A 26,717-nucleotide genomic window follows, 5' to 3' on the forward strand; every position below is an offset into this window, starting at 1 on the left:
ACCTCCTGGTTCCTCGAACTGCGCACACCCTAGCCCGGGCACTCCACGGGCCGTCAACGGGTTTTACCGGGCCGGGGCACCCCGCACCGGATTGGACCGAGTTGGCATCGATCTTCCCCGATCAGGTGATACGGGTGCACAAGGACCGGTCTCGGGCCGTTAGGGTGCCGGACATGACCTCACCCACATCCCCCACCGCCCCTTTCTCCCCTGCCCAGTTGGGCACCCAGATCCTGATCGGCTGGAGCGGGGCGAATCCCGGAACGGGGCGTGAGACCGCCTTCCTGCTCACCTACACGCTCGGCGACGCGCCGGGCGGACCGGAGGCCGGCGAGAGGGCCATGCACATCGCTCTGGAGCGCAGCGGTCTGCAGGTGGGGGGCGAGACGCTGGACGCATCGGAGCAGCCGAACCTTCCGGTGAAGCTGCTCGTCCAGGCCGGGCAGGCCGTCCTGACGCTGCCTCACTTCACGGCGCAGTACACCGTGCCGCGCGAGTGGCTGGCGGCGGCACGGTCGGAGGGCACCGTGCACGGGATGTTCGCGACGCGCCCGTGGCCCGAGGCGGTCCCCGGGCGGCCGGTCGGCGAGGACCAGCTGCGGGCCTTCGTGGGCGACCCCGAGACCATCCGCACCTCCGCCCACTGCCTCATGCCCGTACGCAGCCTGGGCTGACCCGCGCCGCGCGTGACGGTGCCCACCACCCCCCGTGGAGTGGTGGGCACCGTCATGTGTGCCGCACAGCCGAAGGCGGGCGGCCCCGCAGGCGTGATGCCCCGGACCGCCCGCCCTCGGTGGTGTCAGTTGTTGCCGACGCCGTTGCCCGAGAGAACCGGGATGTCGTTCAGGATGTGCGACAGCGGCTCGTCACCCTTGGCCTGGGTGGAGTTGTCCGCGCACTGCTGGTTCTGCGGGTTGGACAGGACGTTGACGTCCTGGACCGCGATCGGGATGAGACCGACCAGCGAACCGACGTTGGCCTTGACCGGCAGAGCGATGCACGGCTTGTTCAGCGAACCCTGCACGAGGCTGAGCTGCGGGCTCTGGTCACCCTTGGTCGCGCTGTTGCCGTACTCGGCCTCGGCGCCGTTGCCGTTGACCGTGGTGGTGCCGTGGTCGTCACCGATCGCCATGGCCGAGGGGGCCGCGGCGGCGGAAAGGCCGATCAGGGACACAGCCACAGCGGCGGCGGCGGTCATCTTCTTCATTGCGCTTCACCTTTCGGAGCGTCCCGTTGTGGAACGTCCTGTCCAACCGCAATCGGAGCGTTTGGTTCCGGTTCACCACTCGAAAGGGTTGGATCTTTCGTCCAGGTCGACGCGGCCGTTACCCCCGCCCCTTCTCCGCGCGTGCGGCGGGGACGAACGCGCCGGTGCGGCCGCGTGCGGAGCCCCGGGCCGCCGTCCCTCCGGACGACACGTCCACCGGGTCCGGCCCGGTCTCGCGCCGCGCCGCGTCCCGCCATTCGGCGAGCAGCCGGTCGTAGATGGGCGTGGAGCTCTCGGACAACCGGTCGTGGCCGGGCGCGTGATGACTGTCGTACGGGTCCATGAAGCGCATCTACCCGGCCCCGTGGGCGGCGCGGGCCCTCCGTACGGCAACCGGCCCAATTCCCGCACCATCGGGCTACCCGACGTGCGGACCGGTGGGTGACCGGCGGGCGCGGACATGCGCGTGGGGCCGTCCCCGGGCGGAACGGCCGGAGGCCGGCCGTGGCACGGAGGGAACGGCCCCACGCGGTTTCGCGAACTACGACGAGGCGGGTAACGGTGCGCCCTGGCCTGGTCGGACGCAGGGAGAGCCGGGGTGGCGGGGCGTCAGCTGTTGCCGGCGCCGTTGCCCGAGAGGATCGGGATGTCGTCCAGGATGTGCGACAGGGCCTCGTCACCCTTGGCCTGGGTGGAGTTCTCCGTGCACTGCTGGTTCTGCGGGGAGGACAGGACGTTGATGTCCTGGACCGAGACCGGGATGAGCCCGAGGAGCGAGCCGACGTTGGCCTTCGCCGGCAGCGCGATGCAGGGCTTGTTGAACGAGCCCTGGATGAGGCCGATCTGCGGGCTCATGTCGCCGTGCGTGCTGCTGTTGCCGTAGTACTGGTCGGCGCCGTTGCCGTTGACCGTGGTGGTGCCGTTGTCGTTGCCGATCGCCATGGCCGAGGGGGCCGCGGCGGCGGAAACACCGGCGACGGAGGCAGCGACTGCCGCCGACGCCAGAATCTTCTTCATCATGAACGTGCCCTTCTGGTATTTCTGTTGCCCGCCTGTCCGGAGCATTCTGTTCAACTCCGCCCGGGGACATTCGGTTGCGCCATTTCACCCGAACGATTTCACCGCCGGGGCCGTCGCCGAATTCAATGGGCGACGGCACGGTGACAACGGCGCGGAGAAAGTGCGGCCGGGCGCCGCGAGGCGGGATCAGCCGCCGAGCGGCAGCCCGCCCAGGAGCGAACCGGCCTCTCCCGCCACCCCGGTCACCGTGTCGGCCGACCTGGAGACCGTGCCGTCCTCGTGCACCGCTTCGGCGGTCTGCCCGACCGCGTCCACCACGGGGTTCACCACCTGGTCGGGGATCTGCGGCGCGGTGGACGTCAGCTCGTTCACACCGGTGGTGAGGCTGAGCCTGGGGGCCGTGGGGGTGGTGGCGGCGAACGCGGGAGCAGCCGCCCCGAGAGCGGCCACGGAACCTGCGACAACGGCGACGGTCTTCGCGTACTTCACTTTTCCGAAATCCCTTCCTCGGGCGGCGTTCCGCCGCCTCTGACCGGGACAACGATCAGGCCGCACACGGGGAAACTGCACACGTCCGCATTTCTCCGCGGAAAGCGAGAAGGCCCCGGAACGCCGTAGCGCTCCAGGGCCTTCTCAAGTCGAGCTGTGGGCTCGGTGCACGAAGATCAGTCGTTGATGCAGGCGTTGCCGAACGCCGGGTTCAGCAGACCGATCACGTTGATCGTGTTGCCGCAGACGTTCACGGGGATGTGGATCGGAACCTGCACGACGTTGCCGGACAGGACGCCCGGGGAGCCGGCGGCGACGGCACCGGCACCGGCGTCGGCCATGGCCGGAGCGGCGGCACCCAGAGCCATGAGGGTTCCGGCGGCGACGGCGGCAACCTTGGTGTACTTCACTTTCGTCCCTTTCTGCAGCGGAGTCCTGGACGGACACGTCTTTCGTGCCGTACGAGCACTTCTTGCGAATCCACTCGTGACTCCGGAGCTGTAATCCGTAACGATTGACGGGCGACATCGAAACGCTATGGGAGCCGTTTCCCGGAAAACCGCCCGAATGCTGCAGGCCCGGGCCGCACGATGGAGGAGTGTCGGCGGCCCGGACCGGTCGTTGTGGCCCGGTCAGCTGTTGCCGGCGCCGTTGCCCGAGAGAACCGGGATGTCCGACAGGATGTGCGACAGCGGCTCGTCACCCTTGGCCTGCGTGGAGTTGTCCGCGCACTGCTGGTTCTGCGGGTTGGACAGGACGTTGACGTCCTGGACCGCGATCGGGATGAGACCGACCAGCGAGCCCACGTTGGCCTTGACCGGCAGGGCGACGCAGGGCTTGTTCAGCGAACCCTGCACGAGGCTGAGCTGCGGGCTCTGGTCACCCTTGGTCGCGCTGTTGCCGTACTCCGACTCGGCGCCGTTGCCGTTGATCGACGTCGTGCCCGTGTCGTCGCCGATCGCCATGGCGCTGGTCGCCGAGAGACCGAGGATGGAGGCGGCGACGGCGCCCGTAGCCAGAACCTTCTTGATCACGATGAACCCTTCTCGTACCGAGTGCCCCGCAGCGGAGCGCCCTGATCAACTCGAAGCCGGGCGTTTGGTTCCCCCCGTTCGCCCTCGTTCACCCGAATGCCAGAACTCCCGCTGTTGGACGAACACCCGTGCGTGACCCTTTCGAGTGGTTACACAATTTCCACGGATCTCCAAGTTTCCCCCGCAACCCCCGCGTCGTTATGGATACGTCCGCGTCGATGGAATGACCGCCATCAGGGTCACCGCCCACGCGAAATTTCCCGGAGAAGGGCATGTAATGCGACAGGTTCTGAATAAAAGCATGATCGTCATGGCGGCGGCGTCGGGCATCCTGACCGCTGCGGGCGGGTACGCCCACGCCGACGCCTCGGCCGACGGTGTCGCCGCGAACTCCCCCGGTGTCGGCTCGGGCAACGCCGTGCAGGTTCCGGTGCACGTTCCGGTCAACCTCTGCGGCAACACCGTGAATGTGATCGCCCTGCTCAACCCGGCCTTCGGCAACAGCTGCGCGAATGTCAGCTCGGGCGACGAGCACGGTGACGAGCAGGACGACGCGTACGGTGACGGACACGGCGACGACGCGTACGGCGGCGGGAGCGGTCACCACGGCTCCGGCGCGAGCGCGGACGGCAAGGCCGTCGGTTCGCCCGGTGTCCTGTCGGGCAACCTGGTCCAGGCCCCGGTCCACGTCCCGGTGAACGCCTGTGGCAACAGCGTCAATGTGGTCGGTCTGCTGAACCCCGCGTTCGGCAACACCTGCGTCAACGAAAGTGGTCACGACCACCCGCCGGTCGAGCCGCCGGTGGTGGAGCCCCCGACCGTCGAGCCCCCCACCGTCGTGCCGCCCACCACGAAGCCGCCGGTCGAGCCGCCGGTCTCCGAGCCGCCGGCCCAGGAGCCGCCGGCCAACCCCGGTCCGAACACGCCTGACACGCAGCTGGCCCAGACCGGTGCGGGTGACATCGGCATGGCCGCCGGCGCGAGCGCGGCGCTGCTGCTGGGCGGCGCGGTGCTGATGCGCCGCACCCGCCGCAACTAGGACATGTCTTGAGAGGAGCGCCGTCCGCCCGGAGGGCGGGCCCGGCGGGACTCTCGGAACACCCCCCGGTCCCTCGACGCGGAAAGGGGCCGCCCGGCAGCGAAGTCGCTGCCGGGCGGCCCCTTCGCACGTTCCGGGCCGGCGCGTCAGACGCGGGAGAGACCCGCCCGGTCCAGGTAGGCGGCGACCGCCGCCGTCTCACCCTCGTCCAGCCGGCGCATCGGCGGGCTCATCACGTTCGTCGCGATGACACCGCGCAGCATCAGGGCCGTCTTGAAGGCGCCCAGGCCGGCCGCGGTCGCCGAGGCGGTGCCGGGTGCGGCGGCCGTGACGATGTCGAACAGGCCGACGAGGCGGTCCTGTTCGGCCTTGGCGGCGGCCCAGTCACCGCGCACGGCGGCCTCGTGCAGGCGAACGTAGCCGTGCGGGTCCACATTGCCCAGGCCGGGTACGGAACCGTCGGCGCCGCTCAGCATCATCGCGTCGACGACCAGTTCATGGCCCGTCAGCACGGAGAAGCCGGGGAGCTCCCGTGCTCCGATGGCCAGCCGGCGGAACGAACCGTCGTCCCCGCTGGAGTCCTTCACACCCGCGAGCACCCCGTCCGCGGCGAGCGGGAGGAGCAGTTCCGGGTCCAGCTTGCTGTGGACGCAGACCGGCACGTCGTAGGCGAGGAGCGGGGCGTCCACGGCCGCGGCGATGTCGCGGAAGTGGCGGTCGATCTCCGTGGCGTGGGTGCGCGTGTAGAAGGGGGCGGTGGCCACGACCGCGTCGGCGCCGAGGCCGACCGCGGCGCGGGCCCGCTCGATGGCCCGGTTGGTGGTGGTCTCGATGGCGCCGACGAGGACCGGCACCTGGCCCGCGGCGGCCGAGGTGATCACCTTGATGACCTCGTCCTGCTGTGCGGGCGTCAGATAGGCGGTCTCGCCGGAGCTGCCGAGGGCGAAGAGTCCGCTGACACCCCCGTCGAGCAGGTGGCCGACGACCCGCTCCAGGGACGCCCTGTCCAGTTCTCCGTCCGCGGTGAGCGGCGTGACGACGGGAGGGATCACTCCGGAGTAGGAGGTGATGGCGGTCATGCGGTGCTCCTTGCGGGCGGTACGGGGGTCCGGTCCCCGGCGGGGGACGCGGGGGTCTGGGGGTGGACGCAGTGCCAGCGGTGTTCGCCGGGGCCGAAGGTCTCGGCCGGGAAGACCGTGGAGCACTCGGCGTCCGCCTTCCAGCAGCGGGTACTGAACGGGCAGCCGGGCGGGGGGTTGGTCGCGGAGGGCACCGGGCCGGTCAGCACGATGCGCTCCGTCGCCTCCAGCAGGCTGGGGGTCGCGGAGAGCAGCGCCTCGGTGTACGGGTGCCGGGGGGCGCCCCCCACGTCGGCGGCCCGGCCCTCCTCGACGATGCGGCCGAGGTAGAGGACGGCGATGCGGTCGGCGAGGTAGCGCACGGTCTGGATGTCGTGCGAGATGAACACCATGCCGAGGCCCAGGCGGTCGCGCAGGTCGACGAGGAGGTTGAGCACCTGGGCGCGTACGGAGACGTCGAGTGCGGAGGTCGGTTCGTCGGCGACGATCAGCTCCGGTTCCAGGGCCAGGGCCCGGGCGATGGCGACGCGCTGGCGCTGGCCGCCGGAGAGCTGGCCGGGCAGGGCGGCGAGGGTGTGGCCGGGGAGCCCGACCAGGTCGAGCAGTTCCTCGACGCGGGCCTCGCGCGCCTCGCGGGTGCCGCGCCGGTGCACGTCCAGCGGGTCGCGCAGGATTCGGCGGACCGTGAGGCGGGGGTTGAGCGCGGTGGAGGGGTCCTGGAAGACGACGCCTACGGCCGAGCCGAATTCGTCGCGCCGCTCGGCGCCCGTCATGTCCCACAGGTCGCGCCCGTGGAAGAGGACCTCGCCCTCGGTGGGCTTCTGGAGCCCGGTCAGTACACGCGCCATGGTGGACTTGCCGCAGCCGGACTCGCCGACCAGGCCGACGATCTCGCCGCGCTTCACCTCCAGGGTGGCGTCGGTGAGCGCGTGGACGGCGTCGCGGCTGAACAGGCCTCCGCTGCGAGCCTTGTGGCGTACGTGGACGCCGTCGAGCCTGATCACAGGGCGCTCCCTTCCAGCTTCTTCGCGGCGGCATCGGCCGGGTGGTGGCAGGCGAAGCCGTGGTCCTTGGTGGTGCCGCGCCCGCCGAGTACGGGGGTCGTGGTGCGGCAGAGGTCGGTGGCCGCACCGCAGCGCCCGGCGAAGCGGCATCCCTCGCCGAAGCCCTGGGGCGCGGGGACGACGCCGCGGATCTGGTGGAGCCGTTCGGCGCCCGCCTCCAGGGAGACGACGGAGCCGAGGAGGCCGCGGCTGTAGTGGTGGGCGGGGTCGGTGAGGACGGCGCGGGTGTCGCCGACCTCGGCGAGCCGGCCGGCGTACATCACGGCGACCCGGTGCGAGAGGTCGCCGACCAGGGCGAGGTCGTGCGAGACCAGCACCATGGCGAAGCCGAGCTCGTCGCGCAGCCGGATGAGGAGTTCGACGACCTGGGCCTGGACGGTGACGTCCAGGGCGGTGGTCGGCTCGTCCGCGATCAGCAGGCGGGGGCTGCGGGAGAGGGCCATGGCGATGAGGACGCGCTGGCGCTGGCCGCCGGAGAGTTCGTGCGGGTAGCTGCGCAGGGTGCGCTCGGGCGCGAGGCCGACGAGTTCGAGGAGTTCGGCCGGGGTCTTCGTACCGCCGCGCGAGGTCAGCTGCTTGAGCTGGGTGCCGACGAGCACGGAGGGGTTGAGGGAGGAGAGCGCGTCCTGGTAGACCATCGCGATCTCCGGGCCCATCAGGGCGCGGCGTTCCTTGGGCGGGAGCTTCAGCAGGTCCCGGCCGCGGTAGAGGATCTCGCCGCTGACCTCGGCGTTGCGGGCGAGGAGGCCCATGACGGCGAGGCTGGTGATGGATTTGCCGCAGCCGGACTCGCCGACCAGGCCGAGGGTCTCGCCCTCGTGGACGGTGAAGTTCAGCTTGTCGACGACGGGGATCTCGCCGTAGCGGTCCGGGAAGCGGATGGCGAGGTCGCGTACGACGAGGAGTTCGTCGGCGTCCTCGCGTACCGGGGTGATGGTGGGCCCGGTGGACCCGATGTGCCGGGCGAGCTCGGCGAGGGCCGCGTCGATGTCGACGGTGGCGGCGGCCTCGACCGGGTCCGGTGCCGTGGTGGCGGTGGGCTCGGCATGGGCGCGGGCGCTCGTGGGCGCCGCGGAGGCGTCGGTGAGGCCCTCGGAGAGGATGTTGAGCGCGAGGACGGTGATCAGGAGGGCGAGGCCGGGGAAGAAGGTGGCCCACCAGCCGCCGGCCAGGAGGATCTGCCGTCCGTAGGCGAGGACGCTGCCCCAGCTGGGGTCGGGGTCCTGCACGCCCGCTCCGATGAAGGAGAGGCTGGCCTCGAAGATGATGGCCTCGGCGACCATGACGGTCGCGAACACCATGACGGGGGCCATGCAGTTGACGGCGACGTGGCGGAGCACGATGTAGCCGCGCCGGGCGCCGATGACCTTCTCGGCGGCGACGTAGTCCTCTCCGTACTGGGCGAGGACGTTGGCGCGTACGACGCGGGCGAGCGAGGGGGTGTAGACGAAGGCGATGGTGAAGATGATCACCGGGATGCTGGTTCCGAAGACGGCGACGAGGACGGCCGCCAGCGCGATCGGCGGGAACGACATGACGACGTCGAGGGTGCGCATGACGGACTCGTCACCGAGCTTGCGCGAGGTCGCGGCGAGCGATCCGAGGAGGGCGCCGGCGACCAGGGCGACGGCGGTCGCGCCGAGGCCGATGACCAGCGAGTAGCGCGATCCGTGCACGACGCGGGCGAAGACGTCGCGTCCCGCGCGGTCGGTGCCGAACCAGTGGTCGGCGCCGGGGGCCTGTACGGGCGTGCCCGTGGTCAGCGGGTCCTGGGTGAGCAGGGGGGCGAGTACGGCGCCGAGGACGACCACGACGAGGACGCCGAGGGCGACGCGTGAGGTGACCGGGAGGGCGCGGAAGGCGACGCCGGGTCGGGAGAGCTTCTTGGCCAGACGGCCCGTGGCGAACATGTCACACCGTCCTGATGCGCGGGTTGACCAGCAGGTAGAGCAGGTCGACGATGACGTTGACCACCAGGAAGGCGATGGCGATGGTCAGTACGGTGCCCTGCACCAGGGCGACGTCGCCGCCGGTGACACCTTCGAGGATGAGCTTGCCCATGCCGGGCAGGTCGAAGATCGCCTCGATGACGACGGCTCCGCTGAGCAGGTAGCCGACCTTGACGCCGAGCACGGTGAGCGGGGTGACGAGCGCGTTGCGCAGCACCGAGCGGATCACCAGGAAGACCGGGAGGCCGTTGCCCTGTGCGGTGCGGACGTAGTCGCGGTCGAGTTCGGCGACCATCGAGGTGCGGACGAGGCGGGCGAGCGACGCGGCGACGGGCACGGCGAGCGAGACGGCCGGCAGGGCCATGGTGGTCAGCCAGCCGCCGAACGAGTCGGCCGGGTTGGTGTATCCGCCGGTCGGGAAGATCCGGGTGTTCAGTGCGAACTGCTGGATGAGCAGGACACCGAGCCAGAACGAGGGGATGGCGACCCCGGCCATGGACAGGATCCGGAAGAGCTGGTCGGGCCAGCGGTCCCGGTACACGGCGCCGAGCACTCCGCCGACGACGGCGAGGACGATCGCGAGGGCCAGCCCGAGGAAGGTGAGCTGGAGGGTGAGCGGGAAGGCCGCGGTGATCCGGTCGATCACGGGCTGGCTCGGGGGGACGGTCATCCCGAGGTCGAAGTGGAGGAGCCGGCCGAGGAAGTCGAAGTACCGAACGGGCAGCGGGTCGTTGAGCCCGTTGGCCTCGGCGAAGGCCTCGCGGGCCTCGGGGGTGGCGCTCTCACCGAGCGCGTTGAAGGCCGGGTCGGCCGGCGAGAACTGCAGCACCACGAAGACCAGCAGCGCGATGCCGAGGATCATCACCGGCATCATCGCGACGCGTCGCAGCGCGAGCCGGAGAAAAGCAACCATCGTCGGGTTCCTTGCGATTGGGCGGACGGCGGGTCCGGGCCGCCGGGGAGGGCGGCCCGGGCCCGTGGGCGTCAGGCGCGGCCGACGTCCACGAAGGACAGGCCCGTGGTGGGCAGCGGCTCGAAGCCGGGCAGGGCCTTCTCGTTCCACGCGGTGGGCAGCTTGCGGTGGAGGATCGGGTAGAGCGCGGCCTCTTCGGCGACGACGTCGGTGATCTGCCCCCACAGCTGCTTGCGGGTGGCCTCGTCGGCGGCCTGGGCGGCCTTGTCGAGGAGCTGCTTGACCTTCTTGTACTCGGCGGTCTTAGCCCAGCCGTAGCGCTTCTCCGGCCAGAAGCCGTAGTAGAACCAGCGCAGCAGGAGGTCGGCGTCGTTGCCGAAGACCGAGGGGTCGCCGGGGGCCACCATGACCTCGAAGTCGCCCGCGTCGACCTTGGCCCACTGGGCCGGGGACTGGGCGATGTTCAGGGTGGCCTCGATACCGGCCGCGGCCCAGCTCTCCTTGAGGAGCGGGGCGATGTCCTTGACCCAGCCGGTGTCGGTCGTCAGGACGGTGAACTTGAGCTTGCCCACGCCCGCGTCGGCCAGCAGCTTCTTCGCCTTGGCCACGTCGTGGGTGTAGACGGTGGCGGCCTTGTGGTAGTCGGGGTGCGTCGAGGGGACGTATCCGGTCGCGGCGGCCGCGTTGCCGACCATGGCGGTGGAGATGATCTTCTCGGTGTCCAGCGCGTAGTGCAGGGCCTGGCGGACCCGCTTGTCGGCGAACCGCTCGTCGGCGGTGTTGAACATCAGGAAGAGGAGGCCGAAGGACTGCACGGACTCGGTCTTCGTGGTCGCGGAGAGCCGCTTGACGTCGATGTACGGGACGTCCTCGATGGCCTGGACGCGGCCGGACTCCATGGCGCTGACGCGGGCCGACTGGTCCGACATGAGGCGCCAGATCATCTTCTTGGCCTTGGCCGGGTGGGAGCCGTTGTACGCGTCGAACTTCTCGAAGACGATCTTGTCCTCGCGGGTGGCCTCGACGAACTTGTACGGACCCGAGCCGACGGGCTTGGCGTCGAATCCCTTCACGTCCGCCTCGACGATCTTCTTCGGCACGATCCGGGCCACCGCGATGCGCGAGGGGAAGAGCGCGAAGGGGTACGTGAGCTTGAACTCGACCGTCTTGGCGTCGACGGCGGTGATCGTGTCGATGAAGGGCACGAACTGGGCCATCAGCGACGCGTTCTTCGCGTCCAGGATGCGTTCGAAGCTGAAGACGACGTCCTCGGCGGTGACCGGTGAGCCGTCGTGGAAGGTGGCACCGTCGCGCAGGGTGGCGCGGTAGGTGGTGGCGTTGATCTTCTTGGGCATCTCCGTGGCGAGCGCGGGACGCGCCACGAGCGTGGCCGGGTCGAGATCGACCAGGCCCTCGAAGATGTGCATGTTGGCGGCGTACGGCGTGGCACCCGACGTGATCATCGGGTCGAATCCGGTCGACAGGGGATACGACAGGCCGGCCTCGATGGTGCCGTTCCCGTCGCCCCTGCCCGCCGCGCCGTCGGCGGTCGAGGAGGGCCCGCCGCACGCCGAAAGGCCCGCCGTGATGGCGGCGGCCGCCCCGATGGCGCTGGTGTAACGCAGGAAGGTGCGGCGCTCGACGCCGGCCGGCCTCAGCTCGGGCACGGGTCCTCCAAGGGACGTTGAGGATGAGGAATGGGTGGGGAACAGCTGTTTCGGCGGTTCTCGGCACTCCGATGAACCACTGAGCATCAGACGTCAGATGTCTGATGCCTTGATAGCGTGGGAACGTAGCTTGACAATCGAGAGGGGTCAAGAGGTGGGGAGTTCACATATGTCCGGCACGCGACCCGGTCGCACCCTGTTGAGACAGGAAGTCGTCGAGGGCATCAAGCGCTACATCCTCGACGAGCGGCTGCGCCCCGGGGACCCGCTCCCCACGGAGCCGGCCCTGTGCGAGGCGCTCGGCGCGAGCCGGTCCAGCGTCCGCGAGGCCGTCAAGATCCTGGACGCGCTCGACATCGTCGAGGTGCGCCACGGCCACGGGACGTACGTCGGCCGGCTGAGCCTGTCCGCGCTGGTGGAGAGCCTCACCTTCCGCGGCCTGCTCTCCCCCGACGACGACTTCCAGGTGATGGCGGACCTCGTCGACGTACGCGAGCTCTTCGAGCGGGGCATGGCCGACCGGATCATCTCCTCGCTCAGCCCCGAGCAGCTCGACTCCCTGGACGCCCTGGTGGCCACCATGCGCACCACCGGCGCCGGTGACGGCCACGGCTTCGTCGCGGCGGACCGGACCTTCCACGCGCTGCTCGTGGCGCCGCTCGGCAACGCCCTGATCGGCCAGCTCTCGATGGCCTTCTGGGACGTCTACACGATCGTCGCGCCACACCTCGACGGCTTCACGCACGCCGACGAGACCGCGACGATCGCCGCCCACCAGAACATCGTGGACGCGGCCCGGGCGGGCGACGTCACCGCGTTCCTGAAGGCCCTCGGTGAGCACTACGAGCCGGTCAGGCGCCGGATCGCCGAGGCCAGGTCGCGCGGGACCGACCAGCCCTGACCCCGGACGCCGCGCCTCCGCCCCCGCCCTCCGGGGGCGGAGGCCCCGTCGGGGCCCCGCTCTTGACGCCCGGCCACAAGGCTCCCTAGGGTCCGGTTGCCACCAGGACATCTAACGTCTTCTGTCCTGTCGCTTCCCGCGTCCCCAGGAGGGCACAGCCATGCCGTCGGCCGATCTCCCGCTCGAGGAATGCCTCACCTACCGGCCCGAGCTCCCGCTGCCCGACGGCTTCGACGCCTTCTGGGCGGACACCCTGGGCGAGGCGCCCTTCGACGGCGTCCCCGACAAGCCCCGCTACAAGCAGGTCGACTGCGGGCTGGCCCAGGTGCGTACGTACGACGTGAGCGTCCCGGGGTACGGCGGACGTCCGGTGCGCGGGTGGCTGCACATGCCGGCCGGGGCCACCGAACCGCTGGGCTGCGTCATCGAGTTCCTCGGTTACGGGCGCGGCCGGGGCCTTCCGCACGAGCAGCTGATGTGAGCCTGCGCCGGATACGCGCACCTGATCATGGACACCCGGGGCCAGGGCTGGTCGGCGGCGGGCGGCGTCACCGCGGACACCGACGCCGGGGCCGCCGGGACCGTTCCGGGCTTCGTGACCCGGGGCGTCGAGAGCCCCGGAACCCACTACTACCGGCGGGTGTTCACCGACGCGGTCCGCTGTGTGGAGGCGATGCGCGAGCACCCGGAGGTCGACCCCGCGCGCCTCGTGGTGACCGGGTTCAGCCAGGGCGGCGGCATCGCGCTGGCGGTCTCCGGACTCGTGCCGGGGCTGGCGGGAGTGATGCCGGACGTGCCGTTCCTGTGCAACATCCCCCGGGCCGCGCGGATCGCCGGGGTGCCGCCGTACACCGAGATCGCCGCCTACCTCCAACTCCACCGCGACCGGACCGAGTCGGTGTTCCGCACGCTGGCGTACTTCGACGCGGCGCACCACGCCACCCGGGCGACCGCTCCCGCGCTGTTCTCCATCGCGATGATGGACGAGACCTGCCCGCCCTCCACCTGCTTCACCGCCTATCACCGTTACGCGGGCCCCAAGGACGTACGCGTCTACGAGTTCAACGGGCACGAGGGCGGCGCCGAGCACCACCGGGCGGAACAACTGGCCTGGGTGCGCTCCCTGTTCGCCGGTCTGCCGTCCGGGCCAGGAGCGGCGACGACGGCCAGGCCCTCCTCTCCCTGCCCGGCGGCGGGCTCCACCGCCGCGAGCGGGGCCCTTTCCACCCCCTGACGCGCCGGCCCCGCGCCGTGCGCTCCGCTCCCTCTCCGCAGCTCTCCCCCTCACGAGAAGAGAGACCGCTCATGCAGCGCAGAGTCACCCTCGCCCTGTTGTCCGCCGCCGTCATGGTGGCCACCGCGGCCGGCACCGCCCAGGGCGCCCCCGCCGCCGCGGCCGCCGCCGGTGAACTGGCCTCGCAGGACATCGCGACCGCCGGCGTCGGGTCCCCGTACTACCGCATCCCCGCGCTGACCACCTCCGTCAAGGGCACCCTGCTCGCCGCCTACGACGCCCGTCCCACGCTCGGGGACCTGCCCGGCAACCTCGGGGTGGTGCTGCGCCGCAGCACCGACGGCGGCGCCACCTGGCAGACCCAGCAGGTCGTCCGCAAGGAGGCCGCCCCCAAGGGTTTCGGCGACCCGAGCCTGCTCACGGACACCACCACCGGCCGCATCTTCGTCTTCTACGCGGCCTCCGTGAACCAGGGCTTCTTCGGCTCCGCCACCGGCAACGACGAGAGCGACCCGGACGTCCTCCAGGCCGACTACAGCTACTCCGACGACGACGGGCTGACCTGGACCCACCGCCGGATCACCAGTCAGATCAAGAACCCCGCCTGGGCCGGGATGTTCGCCGCCTCGGGCCAGGGCATCCAACTGCGCAACGGCACGTACAAGGGGCGGCTGATCCAGCAGTACGCCATCCGCGACAACGGGGCCAACTACGCGGTCAGCGCCTACAGCGACGACCACGGGGCGACCTGGAAGACGGGCACCCCGGTCGGTCCGGGCGGTGACGAGAACAAGACCGTCGAGCTGAACGACGGCCGCATCATGCTCAACAACCGTTCCGCGCCCTACCGCACGATCGCCTACTCCTCGGACGGCGGCGTCACCTACACACCGTTCACGCAGGACACCAGCCTGCCCGACCCGGCGAACAACGGCTCGGTCATCCGCTACGCCCCGGACGCCGCCGCCTCCGACCCGCAGTCCTCCTGGCTGCTGTTCAGCAACACCGAGAGCACGTCCTCGCGGAGCAACCTCACCGTGAAGATGTCCTGCGACAACGGGAAGACCTGGCCGATCCGGAAGGTCGTCGACGCCGGGAGCGCCGCGTACTCGACGCTGACACGGCTGCCCGACGGCCGCCTCGGACTGCTGTACGAGCGCGGGGGTGTCGACGCCATCACGTACTCCTCCTTCGACCTGAAGTGGCTCGGCGGCACCTGCGCGGACATCACCATCACCCCGCCGGCCACGCTGAAGGCGGGGACCACCACGGAGGTGACGGTCCGCGTCGTCAACCGGATGGACGTGACCCGGAGCGCGGGGACGCTGGATCTGACGGTGCCCTCCGGCTGGACCACGAAGCAGGTGGCGTTCCCGGCGACGAGGCCGGGCGAGGGCGCCACCATCAAGGTCCCGGTCACGATCCCGGCGGGCGCCTCCGGGAACGTCGAGCTCACCGCGACCTACCGGGCCGACGGCAAGCAGGCCTCGGGCCGCCGGACGGTGACCGTCACCCCGTAACACCCCTCCCCGGCGGTGGTGTTGTTCACCCGTCCGCACCCGGTCGGCTGCGACGATGGTGAACGACACCTCCCCGGGAATCCCGGGCCGGCGGACGGAGGGCGGCGGCATGGCGGCGACGACGACGGGCCTGCGGATGGGCGTGGTCGGCGGCAGCATCGCCGGGTGCGCGGTGGCGGTCGCGGGCCTCAGGGCGGGAGCGGACGTCACCGTGTACGAGCGCAGCGCCGGCGCGCTCCAGGACCGGGGGCTCGGGATCGTCATCCCGCCCGCCCTGCACGGACGGCTGGTCGCCACGGGGTATCTGGACGCCGCCATGCCGACCGCCCCGGTGGCGGCCCGCGTCTGGCTGACCCGGGCGCCGGACGGATCGGCACGCGAGTTCGCGCGACAGCCCAGCCCGGTCACCCCCTGCAACTGGGGTCTGCTGTGGCGGGCGTTGCGCACCACCTCCGCCGGCGCCCGCCATCACCGGGGGCTCCCCGTCACCGCCGTCGGGCAGACCGCCTCGGGCGGCGCCTTCGTCCGTACGGCCCGGGGCGAGGACACCTACGACATCGTCGTGGGCGCCGACGGGCACGCCTCGCTCACCCGCCGCGTCCTGGCACCGGGCCTGCGCCCCTCCCCCGCCGGGTACGCCGTGTGGCGCGGCACGCTCCCGCCGAGCGCGACGGCGGACCACCGCCGGCCCCGGGAGCTGCTGCGCGAGGCCTGGGTGACCATCGGCTTCCCCGGCGGGCACGGCATCTTCTACCTGATCCCCCGGGGCGACGGCTCGGGTCCGGACGGCCGTCTGCTCGCCTACGCGATCTACGCACCCCCGCCCGGGCGTTCGCGGGACGAGGCCGGGTACGTACGCCGGCTGGCCGTGGAGCACTTCCCCCGGGAGTGGGCCGAGATCGTGGCCCGGGGCGAGCACACCGCGATGACCTGCCACCCCGTCGCCGACGTGCACGCGCCGGTCGCGGCGGACCCGCCGTTCCTGCTCGCGGGCGACGCGGCGGGGGTGACCCGCCCGCACACCGCGAGCGGGGCGACCAAGGCGCTCCAGGACGCCCTCTGCCTGGAGGAGACGCTGCGGACCGCCGGCTCGGCCGCCGGGGCGCTGCGGCACTACGCGCGTGAGCGCACGCCCGAGGGGGCGCGGCTGGTGGAGCTGGGCCGCCGGCTCGGCCGCGCCCAGGTGGAACGCACCCCGGACTGGACCGCGATGGACCAGGGCGCGGTGGACGCGTGGTGCCGGGCCACCCTGGCGGGCGCGAGCAGCTATCTCTACGCGGGCACGGAGGGCGGCGCGGACTGAGGTCCGGGAGGGCCGGACTCCAGGCGGTGGCGGATGCCGTCGAAGTGGGTGCGCATCGCGCGTACCGCACGGGCGCCGTCGGCCGCCGCGACCGCCTCGACGATCTCGTGGTGCTGGGCGCAGGTGACGGCCGGGTCCTGATGGCCGTCGTCGACGTCCTCGCGCACCCGGTCCATGGCCGCCCAGAACGCGTCCAGCACCTCGCTGAGCAGGTGGTTGTCGAGGGAGGCGTAGAGCGCGAGGTGGAAGGCGCGGTCGGTGGCGCGGGCCACCCGGCCGCCCTGCGCGGCCTCGCTCTCCATGGTCCCGACCAGCGCCCGCAGCACGGCCAGGTCCTCCGCGGGCACGCCCGCGGTGACGGCGCCGACCAGCCCGGTCTCCAGTGCCTCGCGCACCTTCATCAGCTCCAGCAGGCCGGGTTCCCCCTGCCCGTGCCGGACGGCGGCCCGGAAGGCCAGCCCCTCCGCGAAGGGTGACAGGGAGAGGGAGCCGACGAAGGTCCCGAAGCCTCGGCGGATCTCGACGACGTTCATCGCCTGGAGAGCCTTGAGCGCCTCGCGCACCGAGACGCGTCCGGCCCCGAACAGCTCCATCAACTCGGCCTCCGTGGGCAGCGGGTCGCCCGGTCCGAGCCTGCGTTCGAGGATCAGTTCCTTGATCCTTCGCTCGATGTCCTGAGCCATGGTGGGGCGGGCCACAACGGTCCTCCTGCGGTGTCGCCGGCTTCCGGGACCTCTTGACCGGCCGCCGGTGCATCTGTTTAAGGTGAGTCCAGACATAGGACATCTTACGTCTCATGTCGCGGCCTCGTCTCCCCTTCCGGGCGACGGGCGCGTTCCGAACGAGCTGGAGCCCCACACCATGTCCTTGACCGCACCGCTGCACGGCGTCGTACCGCCGGTCTGCACCCCGCTCGACGACCGCGGGGACGTCGACACCGCGTCCCTCGCCCGGCTCGTCGGCCACCTCGTCGACGGCGGCGTGCACGGACTCTTCGCCCTCGGTTCCACCAGCGAGGTCGCCTATCTGACCGACGACCGGCGCGCCACCGCGCTGAGGACCGTCGTCACCGCCGCCGCCGGCCGGGTCCCGGTCCTCGCCGGGGTCATCGACACCACGACCGCCCGGGTCGAGCAGCACGCGCGGACGGCGGCGGAGCTCGGTGCGGACGCCCTCGTGGCGACCGCGCCCTTCTACACCCGTACGCACCCCCAGGAGATCGCCGCGCACTTCCGCGCGCTGCGCGCCGCCGTCGATCTCCCGCTCTTCGCCTACGACATCCCGGTCGCGGTGCACTCCAAGCTCTCCGCCGCGCTGGTGCGCGAGCTCGCCGAGGACGGCACCCTCGCCGGCCTCAAGGACAGCAGCGGCGACGAGGGCGGACTGCGCCGGCTGATCGTGGAGCTCGGCGGGCGCGAGGGCCGGGCACGGGGCCCGGTGCCGCACTTCAGCGTGCTGACCGGTTCCGAACTCACCGTGGACGCGGCGCTGCTGGCCGGAGCCGACGGCGTCGTACCCGGCATCGGCAACGTGGACCCGGCCGGTTACGTCCGGCTGTACGACGCCGCGCGCGCCGGTGACTGGGATCTCGCCGCCCGGGAGCAGGAGCGTCTCGTCGAGCTGTTCGCCATGGTCGACGTCGGCCCGGAGCAGGACATGGGCCGCAGCTCATCGGCGCTCGGCTCCTTCAAGCACGCGCTGCGGCTGCTCGGCGTCATCGACGACGGCGCCACCGTCTTCCCGCAGATCCAGCTGTCCGACGACTCCGTCGCGCTGATCGCGGAGCGGCTGAGCGCCGCCGGTCTGCCCCCGGTCCGATGAGCGCGCAGGCGACCGGCGCCGTGGTGACCGGCCTCGACCTCGGCGGTACGAAGATCGCGGCCGCCCTCTTCGCCGCCGACGGCACGGTGCTGGCCCGGCACACCCGGCCCACCCCCGCCCGGGACGGTGCCGGGGCGGTGCTCGACGCGCTCGCCGCGGCGGCGGCCGAGGTGGACCCGGGCGGTCTGGCCACCGCGCTCGGCGTCGCGGCGGCCGGGGTCGTCGACCCCCGCAGCGGCATGGTCACCAGCGCCACCGACTCCATCAGCGGCTGGGCGGGCACCGCGCTCGGCGCCGGACTCGCGGACCGTACGGGTCTCCCGGTGGCCTGCGACAACGACGTACGGGCCACGGCGGGGCCGGAGCTCGCCGCGCTGCCGGCCGGCCGGGGTTCGCTGCTGTTCGCGGCCGTCGGCACGGGCGTGGGCGGCGCACTCGCCGTCGACGGCCGGATGCTGCACGGCGCCTCCGGGATCGCGGGCCACCTCGGGCACCTGCCCAGCGCGGAGGCGGCCGGACTGCCCTGCACCTGCGGGGCCACCGGGCACCTGGAGGTCATCGCCTCCGGGCCGGGCATCACCGCCCACTACGGGCGGCTCACCGGCGCACCGGTGGACCGACTCGAAACGGTGGCCGCCCGCGCCGCCGAGGGCGAGGCGGCCGCCGTGCGCGCCATCACCACCGGCGCGGCGGCGGCCGGGCGGGTCCTCGGCGGACTCGCCAACGCGCTCGGCCCCGACCGGGTCGTCGTCGGCGGCGGCGTCCCGCGGATCGGCGCGCTGTACGGCGACGCGCTGGCCGCCGCCTTCGCCGCCGAGCTGATGCCACCGCTGCGCGGGCTCCTCCCCGGGCCCCCGCTCTTCGGCCACGACGCCGCCGTCCTGGGCGCCGCCGCCCTGACCACCACTCTTCCCCTCCACCACCCGGGAGCTCTCCGATGACCGCACAGGACCTGGCCGACGCCCTGAAGGGCCGGCTGATCGTCTCCTGCCAGGCGCCTCCCGGCGACCCGATGCGGGAGACCGCCACCCTCGTACGCCTCGCGCTCTCCGCCGTCGCGGGCGGCGGCTCCGCGATCCGCGCCAACGAGCCGGAGGTCGTCGCCGCGATCACCGCGGCCGTGGACCTCCCGGTCATCGGCCTGTGGAAGGACGGCGACACCGGGGTCTACATCACCCCGACCGTCCGGCACGCCCTGGCGATCGCCGAGGCCGGAGCGGCCGTCGTCGCCGCCGACGCCACCGACCGCCCGCGCCCCGACGGCTCGACCTTCGCCGAGCTGGTCACCGCCGTGCACGCGGCGGGCGCCCTCGTCATGGCGGACGTCTCCACGCTCGCCGAGGGGATCGCCGCCGCCGGTCAGGGAGCGGACTTCGTCTCCACCACCCTGTCCGGATACGTGCCGGGAACCCCGCAGCAGACCGGCCCGGACCTGGACCTTGTGACATCTCTCTCGGCCGCCGTATCTGTACCGGTGGTCGCCGAAGGCCGTATCAATACCCCCGAGGAGGCTGCCGAGGCTCTCGCCCGCGGCGCCCACAGCGTCGTGGTCGGCACGGCCATCACCGCACCCACCGCCCTGACCTCCCGCTTCGTCGCCGGCCTCGCCCGGCCCTGAGCAGCCCTCACCACGCGGGACGGCGCCCGCCCGACGCGACGCCGCCGTCCCGCACCATGGAGCGCACCGTGCAGAAAACATCCCCCACGCTCCCCTGGTACCGCGAGGTGAGCGGTACGCAGTGGAAGTCCTTCTTCGCCGCCTGGATCGGTTACGTCCTCGACGGGTTCGACTTCGTCCTGATCACCCTCGTCCTCACCGAGATCAGTGACGACTTCGGGCTGAGCACGGTGCAGGCGGCCAGCCTGGTCTCCGGTGCCTTCATCACCCGGTGGCTGGGCGGCGCGGTCCTGGGCGCCATCGGCGACCGGTACGGCCGCAAGCTCTCCATGGTGCTGAGCATCCTGCTCTACTCGCTGGGCACCTTCGCCTGCGGGTTCGCCTGGAACTACCACAGCCTCTTCGCGGCCCGGCTCGCCATCGGCATGGGCATGGCCGGTGAGTACGGCGCCAGCGCCACGTACGTCATGGAGAGCTGGCCCGCCCGGCTGCGCAGCCGGGCCAGCGGCTTCCTGATCTCCGGCTTCTCCGTCGGGTCGGTCCTCGCCGCGCAGGTCTACGACTGGGTGGTGCCCTCGCTCGGCTGGCGCTGGATGTTCTACCTGGGCCTGATCCCGATCGCGGTGGCGCTGTGGATGCGCAGGGCCCTGCCGGAGGCCGAGGAGTGGACGGCGGACGTCGCGGACCAGGGCGCCAAGCCGAATCCCTTCAGGCCGCTGTTCCGCACCTCGCGGCTGGCGGTGGCGAACACCGTCCTGATCGTGGCGGCGACCCTCGCGCTCTTCATGGTCTTCACCCCGGGCGGCGAGGGCATGGTGCCGGTGCTGTCGGTGGTCGCGGGTCTCGCCCTCGTGGCGCTGGCGGTCCAGCTGGGCGGTGAGCGCGGCTGGCTGCTGTACGTCTCGATGATCGTGACGCTGTTCTTCGCGTTCCTGTACTCCTGGCCGATCCAGGCGCTGCTGCCCACCTATCTGAAGACCGACCTGGGCTACACGACCGGCCAGGTGACCGACGTCCTGTACTTCGCGGGCTTCGGCACCATGGTGGGCTGCTGGGGGGCGGGCTTCCTGGGCGACCGGATCGGTGCGAAGAAGGCGTACGCGCTGACCCTGCTGGCCTCGCTGGCCTTCGTCTACCCGGTCTTCGCGGTGCAGGACAACCTGCTGCTGCTCGGCTGTCTGCTGTTCCTGCTCCAGGCCACCAGCTTCGGCATCTCCGGGCTGCTGCCGCGCTGGATCGGCGGCCACTTCCCGACCGCGAGCCGCGGGGCCGCGCTGGGCTTCACGTACAACGTGGGCGCGCTCGGCGGGGCGGTGGCCCCGGTGCTCGGGGCGCACCTGGCGTCCGGGATGGAGCTGGGACAGGCCCTGGCGGTGCTGACCTTCGCCGGGACGGTGATCGTGGTCCTGCTGGTCGGCTTCGACGTACCGGCCAGGCTGAACCGGCTGACGGACCCGGACGCGCAGGCGGACCACCTGGACGCGCCGGAGGGCCCGGCCGGTCAGCAGGCGGCGGACCGCGTCGGCTAGCGCGTCCGCCCACGCACGAAGGCCTCGCCCGGGATCCCCGGGCGGGGCCTTCGTGCGTGCTCCGAGCCCTACGGGTAGAAGTGCGTCAGCGACTCGGCGACGCAGGCCGGCTTCTCCGACCCCTCAAGTTCGAAGGTGAAGCCCCGCGTCATCTGTACGCCGCCCCGCGCGACCTCCTTCACCTCGGTGACGGACGCGTGCAGCCGGACCCGGCTGCCGACGGGGACGGGCGCCGGGTACCTGACCCGGTTCACCCCGTAGTTGAGCGCCCGTCCGACACCGGTGACCTGGAGCAGTTCGCCGAACATGGGGATGCCCCAGCTCAGCACCATGTAGCCGTGGGCGATGGTGCGTCCGTACGGCCCGGAGGCGGCGCGTTCGACGTCGGTGTGGATCCACTGGTGGTCCCCCGAGACGTACGCGTAGGCGTCGATCAGCTCCTGGGTGACCTCCTTCCACTCCGAGCGCCCGAGGTCGCGCCCGCCGAGGGCGAGGATCTCCGGGATGCCGTGGGCGGTCAGGGGCATGGGCGTACTCCGTTCTGCGGGTGGGGCGGCAGGGGGTCAGGCGGTGACGGGCGCGGTGCGGGGCGCGGCGACCGGCTCGGCGGCCTGCTCGTCGTGGTTGGGACGCTTGAGCAGGAGGAGCATGCAGCCCAGGGTCAGCGCCACCTGGAAGACGGCGTACGCGATGACGGCGGTGATCGAGCCGGTCCGGTTGAGCAGGAACTGGCCGATGATCGGGGTCGTCCCGCCGAGCAGGGTGCCGCAGAGCTGGTAGCAGAGCGAGATGCCGGTGTAGCGCAGATGGGCGGGGAAGCGGCTGGCGAGCATGCCGGCGAGGGCCGCGTAGTAGAGGCAGTGCGGGATCGTGGCGACCGCGACGCCGACCATGGCGAGGCCGTAGTTCTCGGTGCTGATGAGGACGAACATCACCGGCATCAGGATCAGTTCGGGGACCAGCATCACGATCACCGCGCGCGACCAGCTCTTCATCCGGGTGGCGATGAGGGCGCCGAAGGGCTGCACGACGATCTGGGTGATGTTGGCGACGAGGATGATCGTCAGGAACGAACTGCGGTCGAAGTCCAGGGAGGTGGTGGCCCAGGACAGGGCGAACGTCGACTTGAAGTACGTCGCCGACAGACCGATGGTGCAGGCGCCGATGCCGAGGACGATCAGCATGGGGTGGCTGCGCAGGACCTCGGAGAGCGGGAGCTTGGCGACTTCCTTCTTCTCGATGAGCTTGGCCATCGCCGGGGACTCGGCGACCTTCAGGCGGACCAGCAGACCGACCATGACGAGTGCGGCGGAGGCGAGGAAGGGCACGCGCCAGCCCCAGGAGACGAAGGCGTCGTCGGGCAGCTGGCTGATGGCCAGGAAGCTCACGGTGGAGAGGGTGTTGCCGACGGGCGAGCCCTGCTGGGCGAACGCCCCGTACAGCACGGACTTGCCCTTGGGGGCGTGCTCGGAGGCGATCAGGACGGAGCCGCCCCACTCCCCGCCGAGGCCGATGCCCTGGATCATGCGGATGCAGACCAGCAGGATCGGGGCGGCGATGCCGATGGAGGCGTAACCGGGCAGCAGGCCGATCGCGGTGGTCGAGACGCCCATCATCAGGAGGGTGATGACGAGGGTCTTCTTACGGCCCAGCTTGTCGCCGTAGTGGCCGAAGATGATGCCACCGAGGGGGCGGGCGAGGAAGCCGACCCAGAAGGTGGCGAAGGCGACCAGGGTGCCTATGGGGCCTTCGAGTTCGGGGAAGAACACCTTGTCGAAGACGAGCGCTGCCGCTGTTCCGTAGATGTAGAAGTCGAACCACTCGATGGTGGAGCCGATGAAGGCTCCGAACCCTGCGCGGTTGGCGGCTTTCGTTCGCTCGCGTGCGGTTGCGGTGGTCGCACTCATGGTGGCTCCCGTGAACATGGTGGATCAAGCGGATGGGGCACGGCGGACCCGGCGTCGCCCGAGACGCCCTGGGTCGCGTGGTGGAGAGAGGGGACAGAAGAAGGGGGACGCGGCGTCAGGCGGCGATGCGTTCGAAGACCGCGGCGAGGCCCTGGCCGCCGCCGATGCACATGGTCTCCAGGCCGTAGCGCGCCTCGCTGCGGTGCATCTCCCGGCTGAGCGTGGCCAGGATGCGGGCGCCGGTGGCGCCGACCGGGTGGCCCAGCGAGACGCCGGATCCGTTGACGTTGACGCGCTGCTCGTGGTCGGTCTCGCCGAGGCCGAGCTCCCGGGTGCAGGCGAGCACCTGGGCGGCGAACGCCTCGTTGATCTCGATCAGGTCGAGGTCGGCGAGGGTGAGGCCGGCCCGGCCGAGGGCCGCGTGGGTGGCCGGGACGGGGCCGAGGCCCATCGTCGCGGCGGGGACACCCGCGCGGGCGAAGGAGACGAGCCGGACGAGAGGGGTGAGCCCGAGCCGTTCGGCGGTGGCGGCACTGGTGACCAGGCAGGCGGCCGCCGCGTCGTTCTGCCCGCTCGCGTTGCCCGCGGTGACGGTGGCCTCGGGGTCGGACTTGGCCATGATCGGGCGCAGCGCGGCGAGCTGCTCGGCGGTGGTGTCGGGCCGGGGGTGCTCGTCGGCGGTGACGACCGTCTCGCCCTTCCTGGTGCGCACGGTGACCGGGACGGTCTCGGCGTCGTAACGCCCCTCCCGCGCGGCGCGGGCGGCGCGGGCCTGGGAGCGCAGGGCGAGGGCGTCCTGGTCGGCGCGGCTGATCCCGTACTCCCGGCGCAGGTTCTCGGCGGTCTCGATCATGCCGCCGGGCACCGGGTGGTGGATTCCGCCCGCGGTGACCCGGCCCCTGGCCAGCGAGTCGTGGAGCTGGAGGCCGGGGCCCTTGATGCCCCAGCGGCCGTCGTGCGTGTAGTAGGGGGCGGCGCTCATGACGTCGACGCCGCCCGCGACGACGACGTCGCTGAATCCGGCCCGGATCTGCATCGCCGCGTCGAGGACGGCCTGCAGGCCGGAGCCGCAGCGCCGGTCGGTCTGGATGCCGGTGACGGTGTCGGGGAGTCCGGCGTCCAGGGCGGCGACCCGGCCGATGGCGGGGGCCTCGGACGAGGGGTAGGCGTGTCCGAGGATCACCTCGTCCACCCGGTCCGGGTCGATGCCCGTACGGGCGACGACCTCGGCGATGACACGTGCGGCGAGCGCGGCCGGGGTCTGCTGGGCGAAGACGCCGCCGAACCGCCCGATGGGTGTGCGCAGCGGCTCGCAGATGACGACATCGGTCTGGTCGGGCACGGCGGACACCTCTCGGCGGGTTCGATTTGTGTGGGGCGACCTTCGCACTGGACCACTGAGTCGGTCCAATATCGAGTTGCCGCATCATCAAGACGCCAGGCGTCTCAATCGGTCATCTGCGGCGTGGGCAGGGCTTCCTCGGCGACCGCGAGCACCGCGCGGAGGGCGGCCGAGGGGTTGTCCGTGCGCCAGGCGAGGGCGGCCTGGCGCCGGACGGGCGGGCCGGCGAGGGGCCGGTAGACCAGCCCGTTCTGCTGGATGTGGCGGACGGAGGAGACCGTGAGGGTCACGCCGACGCCCGCGGCGACGAGGGCCAGGATCGTGTACGAGTCGGGGGCCTCCTGCACCACGCGCGGGTTGAAGCCGGCGCCCTCGCAGACCTGGACCATCACGTCGCGCACCGTGGAGCCGGCGTTCGCCGGGAAGGAGACGAAGGGTTCGTCGGCGAGGATGCCGATCGGGACGCTCTCCAGGCGGGCGAGCGGATGGTCGGAGGGCAGCGCGCAGAGCAGCTCCTCCTCGTCGATGACCCGGCAGGCCACCCCGGGCTGGGTGACCGGCAGCCGGACGAATCCCAGGTCGAGGGAGCCGTCGGCGACCCGGGAGAGGGCGACGTTGGCGTACGTCTGGCCCTTCATGGCCAGCTCGATCCCGGGGTGGGCGGCGCGCACGGCCCGGGTCAGCAGGGGCAGCGTCTCGTGGCTGGAGGCCCCGGCGAAGCCGATGGTGACCCGGCCGTACTCCCCGCGCCCGGCGGCCTTGGCGGCCCGTACGGCGATGTCGAGGTCGTCGAGCACGGTCCGTACGGGTTCGAGGAAGGACTCCCCCGCGCTGGTGAGCCGCACCGAGCGGGTGTTGCGCTCGAAGAGCTGGACGCCGAGCTCCTTCTCCAGCTGCCGGATCTGCTGGCTGAGCGGGGGCTGCGCCATCTGGAGCCGCTTGGCCGCGCGGCCGAAGTGCAGCTCCTCGGCGACGGCGGTGAACGCGGTGAGATGACGCAGTTCCATCGGAGGTCCATTCATTAACCGTGAGTCTTGATCCGACCTTAATTCGGTATTGGACAGCAATCAATGACCGCTGACACGGTAAGGGCGACCAGGACGCACTCGCCGAGGAGCACCGTGAAGCGGACGGAAACGGCCGACGACGCCGGCAAAGTCATGTCGATGAGGGAGGCCGTGGCCGCCTTCGTCCACGACGGAGCCACCGTCAGCCTCGAAGGGTTCACGCATCTCGTCCCCACCGCCGCCGGGCACGAGATCATCCGCCAGGGCCGCAAGGACCTCACCGTCGTACGGATGACGGCGGACATCGTGGTGGACCAGATGCTCGCCGCGGGCTGTGTCTCGCGGCTGGTGTCCTCCTTCGTGGGCAACTCCTCCGCCGGTTCGCTCGGTGAGCTGCGGCGCAGGATCGAGCGCGCCGACCCCGCCCCGCTGGCCTTCGAGGAGTACAGCCACTACGGGATGGTCTGCCGCTACCTCGCGGGGTCCCAGCGGCTGCCCTTCTACCCGCTGCGCAGCTACGGCGGCAGCGACCTGCCCTCCGTCAACAGCGATCTGCGCAAGGTGGTCTCGCCGTACCCCGGGCCCGACGGCGAGCAGGAGCAGATCTACGTCGTACCGCCGGTGAACCCGGACGTCACGATCATCCACGCGCAGCGGGCCGACCGCCGGGGCAACACCCAGATCTGGGGACTGACCGGCATCCAGGCCGAGGCGGTGTACGCGGCGGACAAGGCGATCGTCGTCGTCGAGGAGGTCGTCGCGGACGAGGTGGTCCGCTCCGACCCCAACCGCACGGTCGTCCCCTCCCACGCCGTGGACGCGGTCGTCGTCTGCCCGCGCGGCGCGCATCCCTCCTTCGCGCAGGGCTACTACGACCGTGACAACGCCTTCTACCGGGCCTGGTCGCACATCAGCAAGGACCCGGAGCGACTGCGGGCCTGGCTGGCCGAGTGGGTGTACGGGACGGCGGACCACGCCGAGTACGTCGACAAGCTGGGCGAGGACTTCTGGGCGGGGCTCGCGGTGGGCGAGGCGCTCAGCGAACCGGTGAACTACGGGCGGCGGCTGTGAACG

Annotated in this window: 26 protein-coding genes and 1 pseudogene; 11 read left to right on the forward strand and 16 right to left on the reverse strand. The window is 71.6% G+C overall.

The genetic code is table 11. From position 1 onward, the window contains the following. Positions 1-173: 173 nt before the first annotated feature. Positions 174-674: a DUF5949 family protein gene (locus ACZ607_RS07390; RefSeq protein ID WP_469732694.1), complete on the forward strand. Its 501-nt coding sequence runs from the start codon at positions 174-176 to the stop codon at positions 672-674. 125 nt (positions 675-799) lie between these two features. On the opposite strand, the gene ACZ607_RS07395 is transcribed toward ACZ607_RS07390, so the two are convergent. From ACZ607_RS07395 to ACZ607_RS07420, 6 genes are all read right to left on the reverse strand, one after another. Continuing rightward, positions 800-1,207, reverse strand: coding sequence for a rodlin (locus ACZ607_RS07395; protein ID WP_469732696.1), 408 nt, complete (start codon positions 1,205-1,207; stop codon positions 800-802). Positions 1,208-1,325: 118 nt separating this feature from the next. Beyond that, positions 1,326-1,559 (reverse strand): hypothetical protein, encoded by a 234-nt coding sequence (locus ACZ607_RS07400; RefSeq protein WP_469732698.1) that lies wholly within the window; start codon positions 1,557-1,559, stop codon positions 1,326-1,328. A gap of 257 nt (positions 1,560-1,816) precedes the next feature. Further along, positions 1,817-2,227: a rodlin gene (locus tag ACZ607_RS07405; RefSeq protein WP_469732700.1), complete on the reverse strand. Its 411-nt coding sequence runs from the start codon at positions 2,225-2,227 to the stop codon at positions 1,817-1,819. A 186-nt stretch (positions 2,228-2,413) separates the two neighbouring features. Continuing rightward, positions 2,414-2,716, reverse strand: a complete 303-nt coding sequence (locus ACZ607_RS07410; protein WP_469732702.1) for a hypothetical protein — start codon at positions 2,714-2,716, stop codon at positions 2,414-2,416. A gap of 176 nt (positions 2,717-2,892) precedes the next feature. After that, positions 2,893-3,126, reverse strand: a complete 234-nt coding sequence (locus tag ACZ607_RS07415; RefSeq protein WP_382992829.1) for a chaplin — start codon at positions 3,124-3,126, stop codon at positions 2,893-2,895. Between the two features lie 222 nt (positions 3,127-3,348). Then, the gene (locus tag ACZ607_RS07420; RefSeq protein ID WP_469732704.1) at positions 3,349-3,750 is read right to left on the reverse strand and encodes a rodlin; all 402 of its coding nucleotides are present in this window, start codon (positions 3,748-3,750) and stop codon (positions 3,349-3,351) included. Positions 3,751-4,027: 277 nt separating this feature from the next. On the opposite strand from ACZ607_RS07420, the gene ACZ607_RS07425 reads away from it, so the two are divergent. Further along, the gene (locus ACZ607_RS07425; protein ID WP_469732706.1) at positions 4,028-4,789 is read left to right on the forward strand and encodes a chaplin; all 762 of its coding nucleotides are present in this window, start codon (positions 4,028-4,030) and stop codon (positions 4,787-4,789) included. 146 nt (positions 4,790-4,935) lie between these two features. On the opposite strand, the gene ACZ607_RS07430 is transcribed toward ACZ607_RS07425, so the two are convergent. The 5 genes from ACZ607_RS07430 to ACZ607_RS07450 form a co-directional block, all read right to left on the reverse strand. Continuing rightward, positions 4,936-5,868, reverse strand: coding sequence for a dihydrodipicolinate synthase family protein (locus tag ACZ607_RS07430; protein WP_469732708.1), 933 nt, complete (start codon positions 5,866-5,868; stop codon positions 4,936-4,938). Continuing rightward, positions 5,865-6,872 carry an oligopeptide/dipeptide ABC transporter ATP-binding protein gene (locus ACZ607_RS07435; protein ID WP_469732710.1) on the reverse strand — a complete coding sequence of 336 codons (1,008 nt, stop codon included), beginning with the start codon at positions 6,870-6,872 and terminating at the stop codon, positions 5,865-5,867. The genes ACZ607_RS07430 and ACZ607_RS07435 overlap by 4 nt, the downstream gene beginning before the upstream one ends. After that, positions 6,869-8,842: a dipeptide/oligopeptide/nickel ABC transporter permease/ATP-binding protein gene (locus ACZ607_RS07440; RefSeq protein ID WP_469732712.1), complete on the reverse strand. Its 1,974-nt coding sequence runs from the start codon at positions 8,840-8,842 to the stop codon at positions 6,869-6,871. Before ACZ607_RS07440 ends, ACZ607_RS07435 begins: the two co-directional genes overlap by 4 nt. Before the next feature lies 1 nt (position 8,843). After that, the gene (locus ACZ607_RS07445; RefSeq protein WP_469732714.1) at positions 8,844-9,794 is read right to left on the reverse strand and encodes an ABC transporter permease; all 951 of its coding nucleotides are present in this window, start codon (positions 9,792-9,794) and stop codon (positions 8,844-8,846) included. Positions 9,795-9,865: 71 nt separating this feature from the next. Then, the gene (locus ACZ607_RS07450; protein WP_469732716.1) at positions 9,866-11,461 is read right to left on the reverse strand and encodes an ABC transporter substrate-binding protein; all 1,596 of its coding nucleotides are present in this window, start codon (positions 11,459-11,461) and stop codon (positions 9,866-9,868) included. Positions 11,462-11,630: 169 nt separating this feature from the next. Here ACZ607_RS07450 and ACZ607_RS07455 point away from each other — a divergent pair, with 169 nt between their 5' ends. From ACZ607_RS07455 to ACZ607_RS07470, 4 genes and pseudogenes are all read left to right on the forward strand, one after another. Next, positions 11,631-12,362: a FadR/GntR family transcriptional regulator gene (locus tag ACZ607_RS07455; RefSeq protein WP_469732718.1), complete on the forward strand. Its 732-nt coding sequence runs from the start codon at positions 11,631-11,633 to the stop codon at positions 12,360-12,362. A 160-nt stretch (positions 12,363-12,522) separates the two neighbouring features. Beyond that, positions 12,523-13,596, forward strand: a pseudogene (locus ACZ607_RS07460) (acetylxylan esterase). A gap of 71 nt (positions 13,597-13,667) precedes the next feature. Then, positions 13,668-15,116, forward strand: a complete 1,449-nt coding sequence (locus ACZ607_RS07465; protein WP_469732720.1) for a sialidase family protein — start codon at positions 13,668-13,670, stop codon at positions 15,114-15,116. Between the two features lie 55 nt (positions 15,117-15,171). Continuing rightward, positions 15,172-16,419: an FAD-dependent monooxygenase gene (locus ACZ607_RS07470; protein ID WP_469732722.1), complete on the forward strand. Its 1,248-nt coding sequence runs from the start codon at positions 15,172-15,174 to the stop codon at positions 16,417-16,419. Here ACZ607_RS07470 and ACZ607_RS07475 read toward each other — a convergent pair. Then, complete coding sequence (locus tag ACZ607_RS07475; protein ID WP_469732724.1) at positions 16,389-17,117, reverse strand: FadR/GntR family transcriptional regulator; 729 nt, start codon at positions 17,115-17,117, stop codon at positions 16,389-16,391. The genes ACZ607_RS07470 and ACZ607_RS07475 overlap by 31 nt on opposite strands. A gap of 163 nt (positions 17,118-17,280) precedes the next feature. Here ACZ607_RS07475 and ACZ607_RS07480 point away from each other — a divergent pair, with 163 nt between their 5' ends. Genes ACZ607_RS07480 through ACZ607_RS07495 form a run of 4 tightly spaced genes read left to right on the forward strand, consistent with a single transcriptional unit; the run spans position 17,281 to position 21,387 of the window. Next, positions 17,281-18,240, forward strand: a complete 960-nt coding sequence (locus ACZ607_RS07480; protein WP_469732726.1) for a dihydrodipicolinate synthase family protein — start codon at positions 17,281-17,283, stop codon at positions 18,238-18,240. Next, positions 18,237-19,181 carry an ROK family protein gene (locus tag ACZ607_RS07485; RefSeq protein WP_469732728.1) on the forward strand — a complete coding sequence of 315 codons (945 nt, stop codon included), beginning with the start codon at positions 18,237-18,239 and terminating at the stop codon, positions 19,179-19,181. The genes ACZ607_RS07480 and ACZ607_RS07485 overlap by 4 nt, the downstream gene beginning before the upstream one ends. Next, complete coding sequence (locus ACZ607_RS07490; RefSeq protein WP_469732729.1) at positions 19,178-19,858, forward strand: N-acetylmannosamine-6-phosphate 2-epimerase; 681 nt, start codon at positions 19,178-19,180, stop codon at positions 19,856-19,858. Before ACZ607_RS07485 ends, ACZ607_RS07490 begins: the two co-directional genes overlap by 4 nt. A gap of 56 nt (positions 19,859-19,914) precedes the next feature. Continuing rightward, the gene (locus ACZ607_RS07495; RefSeq protein WP_469732731.1) at positions 19,915-21,387 is read left to right on the forward strand and encodes a sialate:H+ symport family MFS transporter; all 1,473 of its coding nucleotides are present in this window, start codon (positions 19,915-19,917) and stop codon (positions 21,385-21,387) included. Between the two features lie 68 nt (positions 21,388-21,455). Here ACZ607_RS07495 and ACZ607_RS07500 read toward each other — a convergent pair whose 3' ends face one another. The 4 genes from ACZ607_RS07500 to ACZ607_RS07515 all read right to left on the reverse strand — a co-directional run bounded on the left by ACZ607_RS07500 (position 21,456) and on the right by ACZ607_RS07515 (position 25,643). Next, positions 21,456-21,914, reverse strand: coding sequence for a MaoC family dehydratase (locus ACZ607_RS07500; RefSeq protein WP_129266196.1), 459 nt, complete (start codon positions 21,912-21,914; stop codon positions 21,456-21,458). Positions 21,915-21,950: 36 nt separating this feature from the next. Beyond that, entirely contained in the window at positions 21,951-23,294 is a 1,344-nt protein-coding gene (locus tag ACZ607_RS07505; RefSeq protein WP_469732732.1) for an MFS transporter, read from the reverse strand. Between the two features lie 115 nt (positions 23,295-23,409). Further along, the gene (locus ACZ607_RS07510) at positions 23,410-24,636 is read right to left on the reverse strand and encodes an acetyl-CoA C-acetyltransferase (protein ID WP_469732734.1); all 1,227 of its coding nucleotides are present in this window, start codon (positions 24,634-24,636) and stop codon (positions 23,410-23,412) included. A gap of 104 nt (positions 24,637-24,740) precedes the next feature. Continuing rightward, positions 24,741-25,643: a LysR substrate-binding domain-containing protein gene (locus tag ACZ607_RS07515; RefSeq protein WP_469732736.1), complete on the reverse strand. Its 903-nt coding sequence runs from the start codon at positions 25,641-25,643 to the stop codon at positions 24,741-24,743. A gap of 153 nt (positions 25,644-25,796) precedes the next feature. Between ACZ607_RS07515 and ACZ607_RS07520 the strand changes: the two genes are divergently transcribed. Continuing rightward, a complete protein-coding gene (locus tag ACZ607_RS07520) occupies positions 25,797-26,714 on the forward strand; it encodes a CoA transferase subunit A (RefSeq protein ID WP_469733416.1) in 918 nt (305 codons plus the stop codon). The last annotated feature ends 3 nt before the right edge of the window (positions 26,715-26,717 follow it).

It is taken from the genome of Streptomyces sp. NPDC104381, assembly GCF_055583745.1.

Coding starts and splice junctions, on each gene's coding strand:
- ACZ607_RS07390 (WP_469732694.1), top strand. CDS start 174: ATGACCTCACCCACATCCCCCACCGCCCCTTTCTCCCCTGCCCAGTTG.
- ACZ607_RS07395 (WP_469732696.1), bottom strand. CDS start 1,207: ATGAAGAAGATGACCGCCGCCGCCGCTGTGGCTGTGTCCCTGATCGGC.
- ACZ607_RS07400 (WP_469732698.1), bottom strand. CDS start 1,559: ATGCGCTTCATGGACCCGTACGACAGTCATCACGCGCCCGGCCACGAC.
- ACZ607_RS07405 (WP_469732700.1), bottom strand. CDS start 2,227: ATGATGAAGAAGATTCTGGCGTCGGCGGCAGTCGCTGCCTCCGTCGCC.
- ACZ607_RS07425 (WP_469732706.1), top strand. CDS start 4,028: ATGCGACAGGTTCTGAATAAAAGCATGATCGTCATGGCGGCGGCGTCG.
- ACZ607_RS07430 (WP_469732708.1), bottom strand. CDS start 5,868: ATGACCGCCATCACCTCCTACTCCGGAGTGATCCCTCCCGTCGTCACG.
- ACZ607_RS07440 (WP_469732712.1), bottom strand. CDS start 8,842: ATGTTCGCCACGGGCCGTCTGGCCAAGAAGCTCTCCCGACCCGGCGTC.
- ACZ607_RS07445 (WP_469732714.1), bottom strand. CDS start 9,794: ATGGTTGCTTTTCTCCGGCTCGCGCTGCGACGCGTCGCGATGATGCCG.
- ACZ607_RS07455 (WP_469732718.1), top strand. CDS start 11,631: ATGTCCGGCACGCGACCCGGTCGCACCCTGTTGAGACAGGAAGTCGTC.
- ACZ607_RS07465 (WP_469732720.1), top strand. CDS start 13,668: ATGCAGCGCAGAGTCACCCTCGCCCTGTTGTCCGCCGCCGTCATGGTG.
- ACZ607_RS07470 (WP_469732722.1), top strand. CDS start 15,172: ATGGTGAACGACACCTCCCCGGGAATCCCGGGCCGGCGGACGGAGGGC.
- ACZ607_RS07480 (WP_469732726.1), top strand. CDS start 17,281: ATGTCCTTGACCGCACCGCTGCACGGCGTCGTACCGCCGGTCTGCACC.
- ACZ607_RS07485 (WP_469732728.1), top strand. CDS start 18,237: ATGAGCGCGCAGGCGACCGGCGCCGTGGTGACCGGCCTCGACCTCGGC.
- ACZ607_RS07490 (WP_469732729.1), top strand. CDS start 19,178: ATGACCGCACAGGACCTGGCCGACGCCCTGAAGGGCCGGCTGATCGTC.
- ACZ607_RS07495 (WP_469732731.1), top strand. CDS start 19,915: ATGGAGCGCACCGTGCAGAAAACATCCCCCACGCTCCCCTGGTACCGC.
- ACZ607_RS07500 (WP_129266196.1), bottom strand. CDS start 21,914: ATGCCCCTGACCGCCCACGGCATCCCGGAGATCCTCGCCCTCGGCGGG.
- ACZ607_RS07505 (WP_469732732.1), bottom strand. CDS start 23,294: ATGAGTGCGACCACCGCAACCGCACGCGAGCGAACGAAAGCCGCCAAC.
- ACZ607_RS07515 (WP_469732736.1), bottom strand. CDS start 25,643: ATGGAACTGCGTCATCTCACCGCGTTCACCGCCGTCGCCGAGGAGCTG.
- ACZ607_RS07520 (WP_469733416.1), top strand. CDS start 25,797: ATGTCGATGAGGGAGGCCGTGGCCGCCTTCGTCCACGACGGAGCCACC.